10 protein-coding genes are annotated in these 14140 nt (G+C 44.5%); 6 read left to right on the top strand and 4 right to left on the bottom strand.

All coding sequences use genetic code 11. The annotated features are described in order from the left end of the window. Positions 1–347 precede the first annotated feature (347 nt). From putA to VEJY3_RS24340, 5 genes are all read left to right on the top strand, one after another. The gene (putA, locus tag VEJY3_RS24360) at positions 348–3494 is read left to right on the top strand and encodes a bifunctional proline dehydrogenase/L-glutamate gamma-semialdehyde dehydrogenase PutA (protein ID WP_014235102.1); all 3147 of its coding nucleotides are present in this window, start codon (positions 348–350) and stop codon (positions 3492–3494) included. Between the two features lie 11 nt (positions 3495–3505). Next, complete coding sequence (locus VEJY3_RS24355; protein ID WP_014235101.1) at positions 3506–4213, top strand: 1-pyrroline-5-carboxylate dehydrogenase; 708 nt, start codon at positions 3506–3508, stop codon at positions 4211–4213. Between the two features lie 136 nt (positions 4214–4349). Further along, positions 4350–5843, top strand: coding sequence for a sodium/proline symporter PutP (putP, locus tag VEJY3_RS24350; RefSeq protein ID WP_014235100.1), 1494 nt, complete (start codon positions 4350–4352; stop codon positions 5841–5843). 574 nt (positions 5844–6417) lie between these two features. After that, positions 6418–6666 (top strand): hypothetical protein, encoded by a 249-nt coding sequence (locus VEJY3_RS24345; RefSeq protein ID WP_014235099.1) that lies wholly within the window; start codon positions 6418–6420, stop codon positions 6664–6666. 523 nt (positions 6667–7189) lie between these two features. Beyond that, on the top strand, positions 7190–7666 hold the full coding sequence (locus VEJY3_RS24340; protein WP_006740877.1) for an Lrp/AsnC family transcriptional regulator: 477 nt from the start codon (positions 7190–7192) through the stop codon (positions 7664–7666). A gap of 70 nt (positions 7667–7736) precedes the next feature. Here the strand turns inward: VEJY3_RS24340 and VEJY3_RS24335 are convergent, their stop codons facing one another. Both VEJY3_RS24335 and VEJY3_RS25690 read right to left on the bottom strand, forming a co-directional pair. Further along, the gene (locus VEJY3_RS24335; protein WP_041170450.1) at positions 7737–8444 is read right to left on the bottom strand and encodes a hypothetical protein; all 708 of its coding nucleotides are present in this window, start codon (positions 8442–8444) and stop codon (positions 7737–7739) included. 334 nt (positions 8445–8778) lie between these two features. Beyond that, a complete protein-coding gene (locus VEJY3_RS25690) occupies positions 8779–8982 on the bottom strand; it encodes a hypothetical protein (protein ID WP_014235097.1) in 204 nt (67 codons plus the stop codon). Positions 8983–9472: 490 nt separating this feature from the next. On the opposite strand from VEJY3_RS25690, the gene VEJY3_RS24330 reads away from it, so the two are divergent. After that, positions 9473–10474 carry an arginine deiminase-related protein gene (locus VEJY3_RS24330; protein ID WP_014235096.1) on the top strand — a complete coding sequence of 334 codons (1002 nt, stop codon included), beginning with the start codon at positions 9473–9475 and terminating at the stop codon, positions 10472–10474. Positions 10475–10636: 162 nt separating this feature from the next. On the opposite strand, the gene VEJY3_RS24325 is transcribed toward VEJY3_RS24330, so the two are convergent. Together VEJY3_RS24325 and ahpF are read right to left on the bottom strand one after the other, a co-directional pair. Beyond that, positions 10637–12208: an arylsulfatase gene (locus tag VEJY3_RS24325; protein WP_014235095.1), complete on the bottom strand. Its 1572-nt coding sequence runs from the start codon at positions 12206–12208 to the stop codon at positions 10637–10639. 289 nt (positions 12209–12497) lie between these two features. Next, entirely contained in the window at positions 12498–14090 is a 1593-nt protein-coding gene (gene ahpF, locus VEJY3_RS24320; protein ID WP_014235094.1) for an alkyl hydroperoxide reductase subunit F, read from the bottom strand. Positions 14091–14140: the final 50 nt, after the last annotated feature.

Raw genomic sequence — 14140 nt, 5'->3', positions numbered from 1 at the left:
GTTTTTTGTTTTGTATTAGTGTGATTTAGATCTCTTTTCTCTTCATTTTTCATCAAGTTGTACGTTAAAGCAGCATTCTGTCCTGAGTTATTCCGTTAGGACCGCGGGCTTACGAACAATATTATTGATATCGTTGGTTTTTTGTTGTTAATAAGCCAGAAAAATTAAAATTTCCGATACAAAATATTACCTATTTGAGCGTGATTGTGTGGATGTTTTGTTATAAAAGCGAGTTTTTAGCAAAAATACCGTAGTTTTTGACAAGTATTCTTGTCGGCCTCAAAATACACTGCCAGCCATTGATGATCCTCGAAGCGGTTTTCGAGGAGTGAGATTGAGGAACACACATGTTTACAGCTACAAACGTGTTGACACCGGAGTTTATCGAGCAGCCGCTTGATAAGTTGTGGTCACTGATCTCGCCATTGTATATGGTGGACGAGTCTCAATGGCTAGAGCAATTATTGCCGCTAGCGACGCCGACAGAGGAAGAAAAATCGGCGATCACTATCCAAACGACCCAACTTATCGAAGCCATTCGTGCCGATAAGAAGTCAATCCAGATGATTGATGCCCTGCTGCTGGAATACAGCTTAGATACACAAGAAGGTATCTTGTTGATGTGTCTTGCAGAAGCATTAATGCGTATCCCTGATTCTGCGACTGCTGATGCGTTGATCAAAGACAAGCTAAGTGTTGCGGACTGGAAATCTCACCTGAAAAATTCAGACTCTGTTTTCGTTAACGCGTCAACATGGGGTCTTATGCTGACGGGTAAAGTGGTTGGTCTTGGTGAAAAAGGCAGCCAGAGCCCAAGTCAGGCTGTAAACCGTCTGGTGAACAAATTCTCTGAACCTGTGATTCGTAAAGCCATGTATCAGGCGATGAAGATCATGGGTCATCAGTTTGTTCGTGGCCGCACAATTGAAGAAGCGCAAAAAAATGGTCGCCCGATGCGCGACAAAGGTTTCACTTACTCATTTGATATGTTGGGTGAAGCGGCGCTGACCACAGCTGACGCGAATAAATACTTCAAAGATTACCTAATGGCTATCGAAGCGGTTGGTCGAGAGACTTACGGCAGCGAGACCAGCCCAGCACCTTCTATTTCTATTAAGCTTTCTGCATTGCACCCACGCTATGAAGTTGCAAATGAAGAGCGTGTCATGACCGAGTTGTACGACTCGTTAATGCAGTTGCTAAAACGTGCGATTGAAGTGGATGTAGCGATTACGATTGATGCAGAAGAAGCCGATCGTCTTGAGCTTTCTTTAAAACTATTTGAGAAAGTCTACCGCAGCGACCTAGTGAAAGGCTGGGGCAAGTTTGGCCTGGTAATTCAAGCGTACTCGAAGCGTGCTCTTCCTGTATTGGTATGGATAAATGCGCTAGCGAAAGAGCAGGGCGATCTTATCCCACTGCGTTTGGTTAAAGGCGCTTACTGGGACAGCGAAATTAAATGGTCACAGCAAGCTGGCTACGACAACTACCCAGTTTACACTCGTAAAGAAGCGACGGACGTTGCCTACCTAGCTTGTGCTCGATTCCTATTGAGTGACGGCGTACGTGGCAATATCTTCCCGCAGTTTGCGAGTCACAACGCGCACACTGTGACAGCAATTGCAGTCATGGCGCAGCACAAAGATTATGAGTTCCAGCGCCTGCACGGCATGGGTGACTCACTTTACAACCATGTGATGGCTAAATACGGCCAGCCAGTGCGTATCTACGCGCCAGTTGGTAGCCATGCTGACCTGCTTCCTTATCTGGTTCGCCGTCTGTTAGAAAACGGTGCAAACAGCTCGTTTGTACACCGTTTGGTCGACGCTCGTTGCCCTATCTACGAGTTAACGCATCACCCTGTGGATGTGCTGACTGGTTTTGATACGTTGAACAACGACAAGATTCCATTGCCATCGGGTATTTTCCCAGAGCGCAAGAACTCTTATGGCGTAAACGTTGATATCGAAAGTGAAGCTAAACCATTTGAGACCCAAGTTGAAAGCTTCCTGAACAACACATGGACAGCTGGTCCTGTGATCAATGGTGAGTCTTTCGCTGAAAGCATGATCAAGGATAACGCTGCAGAGATCGTTACTGCGCCATACGATCGTCGTATCGAAGCAGGTAAAGTCGCTTTTGCTACGCTTGATCATGTGTCCTCTGCAATTCAAGCGGCTCAAAGTGCTTTCCCTGCGTGGAAAGATACGGCGATTGAGCAGAAAGCACAGTGCTTAGACTCACTTGCTGATTTGATGGAAGAGAATCTTGCTGAGTTGGTGGCGATTTGTCACAAGGAAGCAGGTAAGACGATTCACGATAGCATCGACGAAGTTCGTGAAGCGGTGGATTTCTGTCGTTACTACGCGAAGCAAGCACAAAATCTAAAACCATTCGAGCTAGAAGGCTTTGACGGCGTTAAACGTATTTCGAGCCGTGAAGGTTTGGGTGTGTTTGTTTGTATCAGCCCATGGAACTTCCCTCTGGCGATTTTCCTTGGTCAGGTCACAGCAGCACTTGTTGCTGGTAACACAGTGGTAGCGAAACCGGCTGAACAAACCAGCTTGATTGCAGCGCGTGCAATTGAACTGATGCTGGAAGCAGGCTTCCCAGCAGGTGTTATTCAGTTGCTTCCTGGTCGCGGTGGTGAAATCGGTCATGCACTGACTTCTCACGATGCGATTGCTGGTGTGGCATTTACCGGTTCGACAGCAACTGCACAGCGTATCAACGTGACATTGGCAGAGCGCACAGCGAAACCTGTTCCGTTTATCGCAGAAACAGGCGGTCAGAACGCGATGATTGTCGACAGTACGGCGCTGCCAGAACAGGTTGTACGTGATGTTATTCGTTCTGCGTTTGCATCAGCTGGTCAACGTTGTTCTGCACTACGTGTACTGTTTGTGCAGGAAGACGTTGCGGATCGAATCATCACGCTTATCCAAGGTGCGATGAATGAGCTAAAAGTTGGCTTGCCGTATCTGCATGAAACCGATGTTGGTCCGGTTATCGACCAAAATGCGAAGCAGAAACTTCAGGCTCACATTGAGCAAATGAGCAAAACTCAGAAGAAAGTGGCTGAGTTGAACCTTAACGAAGCGTGCCAGTACGGTGATTTTGTGTCACCAAGTGCGTTTGAAATCTCAGGCATTGATGTGCTGAAAGAAGAGCAATTTGGCCCAATTCTACACATTGTTCGCTTTAAAGCGTCTGAATTACCAAACGTTGTTGAGCAAATCAACCAAACGGGTTTTGGTCTGACCATGGGTATCCATAGTCGTAACGAAACCACTTACCGTTGGATTGAAAAACACGCTCGTGTTGGTAACTGCTACATCAACCGAGATCAAGTTGGTGCCGTAGTAGGTGTTCAACCTTTTGGTGGTCAAGGCTTGTCTGGTACTGGCCCTAAAGCTGGTGGTCCTCACTACTTGTACCGCTTTACTCAACCTGTTCTTGCTCAACAAATAGTTGCTCAAGCAGAGAACGCATAAGGAGTCGCATTATGGTTCATCAGATCACATATTTTAAAGATGCATTTTCTGCGTGGGAACAGTGGAATCTGACCGATTTTGATTACAAATGCGAGCACGCGCTGGCATTTAAATCTGCACTAGAAGGGCACAATGCCACAGTAGCAAAAGTGGTTTCATACCACTTGCAACAGGCGTCAGCACTTCTTGCAGAAACTCATCAGTTAGTAGGGCCTACTGGTGAAACTAACGAGCTGTATGCTGCAGGTCGTGGCGTAGCTTTGGTGATTTGTGAAAACAACACCGAAAATACGACTAACGCGTTATACAGTGCATTTGCAATGATCACCTGTGCCTTAATTGCTGGTAACAGTGTTGTGATTTGCAGCGACAATATCGAGCTAAACCAACTGGTTAAAAAAGCGGTATCGTCGACGAACCTCCCATCTAACTTAGTCCAGGTAGTTGCGTATGACGCCTCAGCACCGTTGCTTGAGAGTGATGTACGTAGTGTGGGTTATGTTGGGCATTCTAAGGTTGAGCACGCGCTCAATCTTCAACTGGCTAAGCGCGATGGTGCCATCGTCGGCTTAGTTTCTGAAACGGATTTAGAGTCACCGAAATTGGCTCATGATCCTCATCTGTCGTTACGCTTTATTACTGAGCGTACTCGAACGATAAATATTACCGCGGTGGGTGGTAACGCAACTCTACTCGAGCTGGGGAACGAAACTCACTAACCTGACTTGTGACACCAATTTGGAATAGCTCCCCTGAGAACCGTTTCAGGTTGGTGTCTCTTGCTTTGTTGTATTGCTGAGATGGCAAAATATCAAAGAAGACAAGGAAGGAAATAATTATAACGAGGACTATCTAATGATAGAAAATAGCATTGCTATCACGTCCACTTTTGTGGCGTATTTATTAATCATGGTTGCTATTGGCGTTATCGCCTATAAAAGGACTGCAAACTCATCTGATTACTTCCTAGGTGGCCGTAGCCTAGGTCCGTGGCCTGCTGCGTTATCTGCAGGTGCTTCAGACATGAGTGGCTGGCTGCTACTTGGTCTACCAGGTTACGCTTATGCTGCGGGTATCGAGGCATTTTGGCTAGCAGGTGGTCTGCTGGTTGGTACATGGGCGAACTGGTTAATCAGTGCAAAACGTCTACGTACTTACAGTATCCAGACTGACGCGCTGACATTGCCAGAGTTCCTGTCACGTCGTTTCAACGACAAATCAAAACTGATCCAGACAATCTCTGCGTTTTTCATTCTTCTATTTTTCCTTTTCTACACCAGCTCTGGCTTGGTAGCAGGGGGCAAACTGTTTGAAACAGTATTTGGTCTAGATTACACCTATGCGGTTATTATTGGCACGGTGTGTGTGGTTTCTTACACACTATTCGGTGGCTTCCTGGCGGTATCTTGGACAGACTTGGTGCAAGGCCTGCTAATGGCTGCAGCACTGATGATCGTGCCTGTTGCAGTGATGGACGGTGGATTAGGCCAGCTTTCATCAGATATGCATAACATCAACCCTGAACTACTGACGCTTTGGCGTGATGTGAAAGGTGAGCCACTATCGGCTATCGCGATCATCTCTCTGGCAGCTTGGGGTCTGGGTTACTTCGGTCAGCCTCACATCCTGGCGCGTTTTAAAGCGACTCGTTCAAACAAAGATTTGACGACTGCACGCCGTATCGCAGTTGGTTGGACAGCGCTTTCAATGGCGGGTGCAATGCTTGTAGGTCTTGTTGGCCTTGTATGGGTTGGCGATCACACTGGTGTTCAACTAGAAGATGGAGAGAAAATCTTCATGCTACTGGTTAACACGGTATTCCACCCAGTTATCGCAGGTATCCTGCTTGCAGCGATTCTTGCAGCGGTAATGAGTACAGCAGACTCTCAGCTTCTTGTTTCTTCTTCAGCACTAGCAGAAGATTTCTACAAGCAAGTATTCAAACCAGGCGCATCTTCAGAAGAAATCGTAATGGTTGGCCGTGTAGGCGTGATCGTGATTTCTCTGCTTGCTCTATTCTTGGCAATGACACCAGACAGCTCAGTACTAGGACTTGTATCTTACGCTTGGGCAGGCTTTGGTGCCGCATTTGGCCCTGCAGTAGTACTTAGCCTTTACTGGAGCGGTATGAACCGTAACGGCGCGCTTGCAGGTATTCTGGTTGGTGGTGTGACCATCGTTCTATGGAAACAGCTATCAGGCGGTTGGTTCGATGTTTACGAAATCGTACCGGGAATCATCTTCTCTACACTGGCTATCTTTGTAGTGAGTAAAATGACTGGTGGTGCTGCGCACGACGTATTGGAGCAACACAAGTCATACAAACAGAAATTGATTGATTTGGACTAATTTCTAGTCACAGATGAAACCAATAAAGCTCGCTTCAAAGCGGGCTTTATTTTTGCCTGAATTTTGCAAATGTACACCCAGACATTCTCACCACACTTTTACTCTTCCTTCCTTTTATGTTTTGAGAACTCCTCCTCAAACGGCAACCGTATTTTTCCTTTTCTAGGGCATTCGCTGACATCTTGATAGTAATTTAGGATGCAGCATAAAGGCTCTATATCATTGAATAAAAAGTGAAAGTTAGCGCTAAATATGTAGTTAACCGCGTGAATTTTCCACTTAAAGTAGCGTTAATTGGGGGATTTCTAACAGTTAGCTTTAGGAATGGTTTTAAAAATAGTGATATTCAACAATTGGTTATGTGTGTTTCATCAAGTTCTGACAGTAATTGGCATTAAATTTCACAAAATAACAACAAAAATTGACATCTGAGCAATGTCTCAATTTTATAAATACATTACCCTGTTTTTTGGAGGTAGGACACAAAACTCAAAAGGGTATTTTTTAATGTGGAATTATTTTGAACAAAATATGTCAATTATCAGTAGCACAGAAAAAATTGGGAGAAAAAGAAATGCCGGATATTTATTGCTCAGCTTGTAGAAAGTCGACTCAACATAAGGTCATCATGAGACGTTGTGAGTCGCAGCCAGTTGAAACCTTGACTGGCAAAGTTCTGAGCTTTACACAGTTGATGGCGAAGTTCGTTTCGGGTGAACATTATTATGAGATGGAACCTCAGTATTTTTGTCGTCGTTGTAATCACCGCGCGATTGGCGAAGTGGTGTCACATCCGACAAGACAAACGTCTGCAATTATGTAGTTGAGTCGATGGTTTTTCGTTAAAGTGCGCTGACCCTAAATGCGAGTCGAACAGTAATAGCGAGTACATTTAGGTGCTAGAGTTTTGTGACTTTGTTAAACGGTGATGTAGAGCTCTTGGCTCGCTCAAACGGTTTAAATAAGTTGCAGCCTCTATCTCTCTGTTGTTTCTTTGAATCTGGCTCAATACGTGTGTTTCAAAGCCATGTTCCTTTGTTTTATGCATCGACAAATCGTGCGCAATCCGTTTTGCTCTCCCAAGCATGAACCACAATGTCTCTCATCCATCTTCAGGCTTTTTCTTCGTTTTTTCCCTGCGCTTATTTTTAGTTAACCTGAGCTAAAATGAGAGATTCACCGTGATTGGTATCAATGACGGTGGGCTAGTGGGCATTAGCGTCTGCTTTTTATGCGTATCCAATACAAAAACAAAGCTGGTTTCACACGTTAGTCATTTGCCAGTTTGCAAATGCCTTACTAACGATTATGGTGAGCCTCCATATGATATGACTAGGGTGTGGTTGATGAGTTATCAATTGGACAGGATTGACCTGCATATTTTGAGAGTGCTTCATTCACGAGGCCGAATTCCAGTTGTTGAACTAGCAAAGCAGATAAATCTAACGACGTCGCCTTGTTCTGATCGGGTTAAAAGACTAGAAAAAGAAGGCTATATCAATGGCTATCATGCGGAGCTGAATGCAGAAAAATTGGGTCTGGACGTGCAAGTGTTCATTCACATTCGTCTAGATCAAACCAGCTTCTCGATATTTGAGAAATTTGCCAAGGCGGTTGAGTTGATGCCTGAAATCGAGGAGTGTTATTCGCTCTCCGGGGATTTCGATACCATGATTAAAGTTCGCGTCAAAAGCATGAAAGCGTATCAGGAATTTATGTCGAGCAAGCTTGGTACTCTGCCGGGAGTGATTCAGACACGCAGTGAAGTGGTCATAGAAGAACATAAAACCGGATTTGGTGTGAACCCTGAGCTGTTGGGTTAAGCTTAATCTGATGCAATCAAAAAAGGAGCCATTTGGCTCCTTTGTCAATTGTGCTCAGAATGTTAACTGATTAGACGCTGATGAAGGTCGTAATCACACCAATTACGCCGCCAAAAACACCACCCCAAACAACAAGCCAGCCCAAGTGTTCTTTAATCATTTTCTGTACCATCTCTTTTACTAACGCTGGTGTCAGTTCGCTGAGGCGCTGATCGATAATGCTTTCGATGTTTTGTTTGATTTCATCCATCATCGCAGGTGATTCAAACTGTTCTTTCAGCGCCTCTTTTACTGAGTCGCTTTGGCTTAGCTCAACTAAGGATTCTTGCATCTTCTCTACAAAGGGTTGTTTCATTGGCTGAAGCGCTTCTGAACCGCCAAACATCGCCAGCATTCCACCAAACTGAGAGCCTTCGATCACCTCCACCAAAGAATCAAAAGCAGGGTTGAAATCCACTTTATTAATCACAGGCTGAAGGTTGATGCTCGCGCCGCCCGCCATCTCTTTATTCAAGAATCGGTCAATATTAGCTTCAGTAAAGAACTGCTCCATCATCAGGTTCTTGATGGCGAGTTTGAATTCTTCAAATCGTGCCGGAATAACACCAGAACCATATAAGCCGGGTACTTTTTCAAACAGCATATGGATGGCTAGCCAGTTGGTGATAGCTCCAGAAAAGGCAAATAAACCTGCATACCAAAGATAGTTGTTTTGAAGTTGATGGCCAGCACCCATCAATATGATTGCGAGGACATTCGTTAACAAACTTTTGTTCATAGTGACCAGTTATGTAAGAAATTAGCAGTGAATTAAGTGGCGTGATTTTATACCTAAATAACCTCTAGATGCTAGATTCAGCGGGGAGGACTTGGTTCTAGGATGTGGAAATGATTTGAAGATTTATTAGAGAGATAGAAAAATAAAACCCGACAATCATTGTCGGGTCACTGCTTTTTCTTAGAAAATCTAAGTGTCATTTTTGTATTTTTAGATGCGGTAGATCTTACAACAAAGTTGGCATTTCCATCTTTCTGAGTAGCCAAATAGCTTGTCAGTCCAACTCGGTTTAAGTTGTACGATCTGCATTGAACCACATTTACACATAAGCCAATTACCTTATTATCAGTTTAATTACCTGCGACCACTTATCGTGGTTTGGGTAGAACCAGCCGTCTGTTGAGTATAGCTGGTTATCAAAACGTAGCTTGATAAATGATCCAGTCAGAGACTCTGTAAGGTGTTCATCGCTGTGGATACGCAATGAGCCAAGATAGTAGCAGAATAGTACGGCTTTTATCGTGTCGTGTTGTTTCATATCCGAGAATCTATACGCTCTCTATGATTATCCTTACTCTAGATAATGCGAAAACCACAGCTGCCTTTGGCTCTTTTGGCATCATTCCTGTCTCCATATCTTCAATTTGGGGTGATCGGTGTTTTCTTTGAAAATATCTTGTTTCGCCATTTTATTTGCTGAATTTATATTCACATTTTAAGGTTTTTTATTTTGATCTGTCTGTTTGTGATTTCTGATGTTTAAAGCAATTTTGATAATGAATCTTGCATATCTTTAAGCTAACTCTGTGTAATTGGCTATAATTTGAGTTCGTAACACTGATTTTTCCGATTTGTAACCCGTGTAACACAAAAAATTAAGCCTGTAAGGTGGCAATTATATTTTCTGAGTTTATGGGGTTTGGCAGTAAATTTTCCTTTTGGGAGGATGAAATAATCGTGAAAACAGTAAAACCTTACGTAACAATGTATTTACAATCTCCTCATTCTAGTGAGAAGGAATGTATCGGATGCTATTACACGAATCAGTACCCCAATTTGCAAATGGGAACGAAGAAAGCACACAAAGTGCTCTGCGCCATACCGCAAACTGCGTAGTGATGGTGCCACCTAAAGAATTTCGCTTTAACGAAGAAACTGCGAGAGACAACGAGTTTCAGAATCAGGTGTCACTCAGCCAGAAAGAAGTTTCTCAAAAAACCATGGCTGAATTTGCTGCGATGGTAGCAACCTTGCGCCAGGAAGGCGTTCAGGTGGTGGAGTTTGATTATCCTCTGTCAGATGTTGCGACGCCAGATGCGGTATTCCCGAATAACTGGTTCAGTACAACGTGTGATGGGACCTTATATACGTTCCCGATGGCGTGTGAAAACCGTCAGAAAGAAGTTCGTCCAGACGCTCTTGTCGCCGCGTTAGCGAAAGCGGGACGAGAGGTATCACAGCAAGCTAGCTTAACCGAATACGTTAACGATCAGGCGTATCTGGAAAGTACTGGTGTGATGATTTTTGATCATTTTAACAAGACAGTTTATGCGGCACTTTCTCAGCGCTGTGACCGTTTAGTTCTGGAAGATTATGCAAATCGTATTGGCTACGATCGCGTGATTTCTTTCCAAACACGCTTGCCTTCAGGATCGCCAATTTACCATACCAATGTAATGATGGCGGTAGGTGAACAGTTCTGTGTTATCTGTGACGAAGTAATCCCTGAGTTCGAGCGTCGCTTTGTGCTGAAATCACTGGCGAAAGACAAGCAAGTGATCTCGATTTCGATTGAGCAGATGAATCAGTTCTGCGGCAACATCCTTCAACTTGAAACCGTGAATGGTGACAAGGTGATTGCGATGTCTCAATCGGCATACGATGCGTTTTCACCAGCACAAAGAAACCAGTTAGCGACGCACGGTAAATTGCTACCGTTTGATGTGACGACAATCGAATCTATCGGTGGTGGTTCTGTTCGCTGTATGCTGGGTGAAGTCTTCTTGCCAAGCCGTCAAGCTATGCTGTAAGTACTTACTAACTAATTTAGCTCTAAACGTTTCGCCAATCCTTTTGAAGGGTTGGCGAAACTGTTTCTATCTGCCACATATTCGTTGGTGTACAGGTTAATTTGGGAATAAAAAAGGGCGAACAGGAAATAGTTCGCCCTTTGCGTTGATATTCAGAGAATGTTATTGCTGCGAAGCGCTCATTGCATCTTCTATCACTTTAGACATATCAAAAGTCGTACCGCCTTGTGTCGGAGGATAGTCCACTAAGCTTTGGACATGTTCTGCCATCATTTCACTTACAGGTGCAAGCATCCAAGAGACTTTCTGAGCTAAGTGACCGTTTGAGTCTACTGAATCATAACTTTCGAATGGGTCGGCACGTAAGTTGTACACTTTAGGTTTAGCTAAAGGTAATAAGTTGTCATAGTAGTGTTCGGCAATGGCAAAGTGGAACTTCCAAGGACCAAGGCGAATCGCTGACAGCTGACTTTCAAAATAGTAAAAAATCGAGTTGCGGGCCGATTTGTCTGACTCACCCTTCCAGTACGCTAAGTTATCAATACCATCGATGTACTGTTTTTTCTCTTTGATCATTTTCTCTTTAACATCTTTAACCCCCGCGGCAGAGGCTAAAGTAGTAAAGAGATCCTGGTGTCCTTGAATACCATTCAGTACTTGCCCTGGAGGAATAACGCCAGGCCATTTGACCATGGTCGGTACTCTAACCCCACCTTCATAGGTGGTCATTTTTTCACCGCGGAATGGTGTCGTACCACCATGAGGCCACGATGAGTGCTCTGGGCCATTATCTGTTGAGTAGACGATGATGGTGTTCTCTGTTAAGCCTCTTTTTTTAAGTTCTTCCAGTAAAAAACCAATGTCATCATCGTGCTGCATCATGCCGCTGCCGTAGACATCATATTCACTGGTAAGATGCTCTGCTGCGTAGCGCCATTTTTCATCTAAGCGTGTGTACAAGTGCATTCGGCTGGTGTTTATCCAAGTAAAGAACGGCTTGTTGTCTTTTATGGATTTATCGATAAAGTTGACCGCCGCCGGCAGCATTTCTTCACGGTCAAAGTTCTTCATACGCTCCTGACCCAGAGGGCCTGTGTCGGTACATTTTTGTTTACCAACAGCCCCAAACCTAGGCTCAACCGTTTTGTCTTCGGTTTCTGTAGCGAAGCAATGTAACACGCCACGAGTACCAAATTTTTTCTCGTACTCTTCAACTGAGCCTGAATATTCCTTGGCGAAGTTTTGGAAATCTCTCTGTTCGTGTTCTTCTTGGGTGTTTAAGTGGTATAAGTTGCCGAAGAACTCATCAAAACCATGGACAGTTGGCAGGGAAAAGTTTTGGTCACCCAGATGGTTTTTACCAAATTGTCCGGTCGCATAGCCTGCTTCTTTTAATACCTCAGCCAGGGAAGGCGATCCTTTTTGAATCCCTAGAGTACCGCCGGGCATCTGCACAGTAGTCATCCCCGAACGAATCGGGTATTGCCCGGTAATAAATGCTGCACGGCCTGCAGTAGAGCTAGGTTGGGCATAGTGGTCGGTAAACATGATGCCTTCATTGGCAATACTGTCGATGTTCGGTGTTTTGTATCCCATCGTACCCATGCCATAAGCACTAACGTTTTGCCAACCAATATCATCACCAAAAATGACCACAATATTTGGCTTTTCAGCGGCCAGAGCCGTTACTGGTAAAGCTGCTCCTATCATTGCTGCAATTGATTTGATTTTCATAGATTAATTTCCATATGCTACTGACTGTCCAAATCAGTATAGTGCAAGGATTTCATTCGGTTTGAGTTTGAATATCTTTTTGGGATATTTGCAGGCGAGGCACGTTAGAGTCGCAAATATTTTCAACGAGTCGTGTTTTTAAGACAGAGGTAACGTGAAGGCAGCATGACGATTTTAGATATTTTGAAGAATCTGATTATTTTATGATGTAAGTACTTACTATTTCTTTAGGCACAAAAAAGCCAGCAGATAGAGGTCTGCTGGCAAAGTCTTTGGGCTTCTTTTCTTTTTATTGTTCCAGAAGTTCTGGAGATAAACCTTGCTTACGAATCAGGTAGTCAAACGCGCCTAAGCTTGCTTTTGCACCTTCACCCATCGCAATGATGATCTGTTTGTAAGGTACCGTTGTTGCGTCACCCGCAGCAAATACACCTTCCAGGCTGGTTTCACCGTGACTGCCTACTTCAATTTCACCACGTGGAGACAAGTTCACATCTGAATCTTTCAGCCACTCTGTGTTAGGAACAAGACCGATTTGAACGAAGATACCCGATAGCTCAAGTTCTTTGATTTCATCTGTGTTGCGGTCTTTGTATTTCAGGCCAGTCACGCGCTTGCCGTCACCTACAACTTCCGTTGTTTGTGCCATGGTAATGATGTCGACGTTTGGTAGCGAGTTCGCTTTGTTGATCAGTACTTGGTCAGCACGTAAAACATCAGCAAATTCAAGAACCGTTACATGTTCCACAATACCTGCAAGGTCGATTGCCGCTTCGATACCTGAGTTACCACCGCCGATAACGGCCGTCTTTTTACCTTTGAATAGCGGACCATCACAGTGTGGACAGTAAGCAACGCCTTTATTGCGGTACTCTTGCTCACCAGGAACATTCATTTCACGCCAGCGTGCACCTGGGCTCAGAATGACACTCTGACTCTTAAGTGTTGCGCCGCTTTCTAGCTGAATATGGATAAGACCATCTTCAGTATGTGCTGCACCCATTAGCTTTTTAGCTTGCTGCTCTGTCACAACGTCAACGTCGTACTCTTTCAAATGCTCGCCAAGATCAGCCGCCAGCTTAGGACCTTCAGTGCGTTTCACCGAGACAAAGTTTTCGATCGCCATGGTGTCCATAACCTGACCACCAAAACGTTTAGCCACAACACCAGTGCGGATGCCTTTACGTGCTGCGTAAAGCGCTGCTGCACTACCACCAGGGCCGCCACCTACAACGAGTACGTCGTACGGTTCTTTTTCATCCAGTGCTTTGGCTGCTTTCTCGCTTGCGCTGTCGTCGACTTTGTTCAGAATTTCTGTAAGAGACATGCGGCCTTGGCCGAACAGCTCACCGTTAACGAATACACTTGGTACTGCCATGATATCGCGATGTTTCACTTCGTCTTGGAACAAAGCACCGTCGATCATGGTTGTTTTCACTTTCGGGTTAATCGCTGCCATCATGTTGAACGCTTGCACGACGTCCGGGCAGTTCTGACAAGACAGAGAAATAAAGATTTCTACATCCAATTCTTTGTCTAGCGCAGCGATTTGTTCAATCACTTCTGGCTCTAGCTTGATTGGGTGACCGCCAGAGTGAAGCAGAGCAAGCACTAGTGACGTAAATTCATGGCCCATAGGCAGGCCAGCAAAGCTAAGTGCTGTTCCTTTAGTCGGGTTGGTTACCGCCATTACTGGTTTACGGTCACTGGCTGCGTCGTCACGAACAACAGAAATATGCTCGCTCATTTCTGCGATTTGATTAGCGAGAGACAAAATATCATTTGCCGCTTTGCTTTCATCTAGGCTAACCACTAGACGTACGTCTTCTTTTACATTAGCCAGATATTGTTTGAGTTGTTGTTGGATCGCTTGGTCTAACATAGTTGTTATTACCTTTTAATAAACAGAAGAGTGGTTACTCTGGATAAAAA

The sequence above is a fragment of the Vibrio sp. EJY3 genome (genome assembly GCF_000241385.1).
Taxonomy (GTDB): domain Bacteria; phylum Pseudomonadota; class Gammaproteobacteria; order Enterobacterales; family Vibrionaceae; genus Vibrio; species Vibrio natriegens.
Note: the sequence above shows the minus strand (reverse complement) of the source record. Positions and strands in the feature narration are given on the sequence as shown.

Bases quoted from the DNA above. Each gene is read 5' to 3' on its own strand.
- putA (WP_014235102.1), top strand. From the start codon at position 348: ATGTTTACAGCTACAAACGTGTTGACACCGGAGTTTATCGAGCAGCCG.
- VEJY3_RS24355 (WP_014235101.1), top strand. From the start codon at position 3,506: ATGGTTCATCAGATCACATATTTTAAAGATGCATTTTCTGCGTGGGAA.
- VEJY3_RS24335 (WP_041170450.1), bottom strand. From the start codon at position 8,444: ATGAACAAAAGTTTGTTAACGAATGTCCTCGCAATCATATTGATGGGT.
- VEJY3_RS24340 (WP_006740877.1), top strand. From the start codon at position 7,190: ATGAGTTATCAATTGGACAGGATTGACCTGCATATTTTGAGAGTGCTT.
- VEJY3_RS24325 (WP_014235095.1), bottom strand. From the start codon at position 12,208: ATGAAAATCAAATCAATTGCAGCAATGATAGGAGCAGCTTTACCAGTA.
- ahpF (WP_014235094.1), bottom strand. From the start codon at position 14,090: ATGTTAGACCAAGCGATCCAACAACAACTCAAACAATATCTGGCTAAT.
- VEJY3_RS24330 (WP_014235096.1), top strand. From the start codon at position 9,473: ATGCTATTACACGAATCAGTACCCCAATTTGCAAATGGGAACGAAGAA.
- VEJY3_RS24345 (WP_014235099.1), top strand. From the start codon at position 6,418: ATGCCGGATATTTATTGCTCAGCTTGTAGAAAGTCGACTCAACATAAG.
- VEJY3_RS25690 (WP_014235097.1), bottom strand. From the start codon at position 8,982: ATGAAACAACACGACACGATAAAAGCCGTACTATTCTGCTACTATCTT.
- putP (WP_014235100.1), top strand. From the start codon at position 4,350: ATGATAGAAAATAGCATTGCTATCACGTCCACTTTTGTGGCGTATTTA.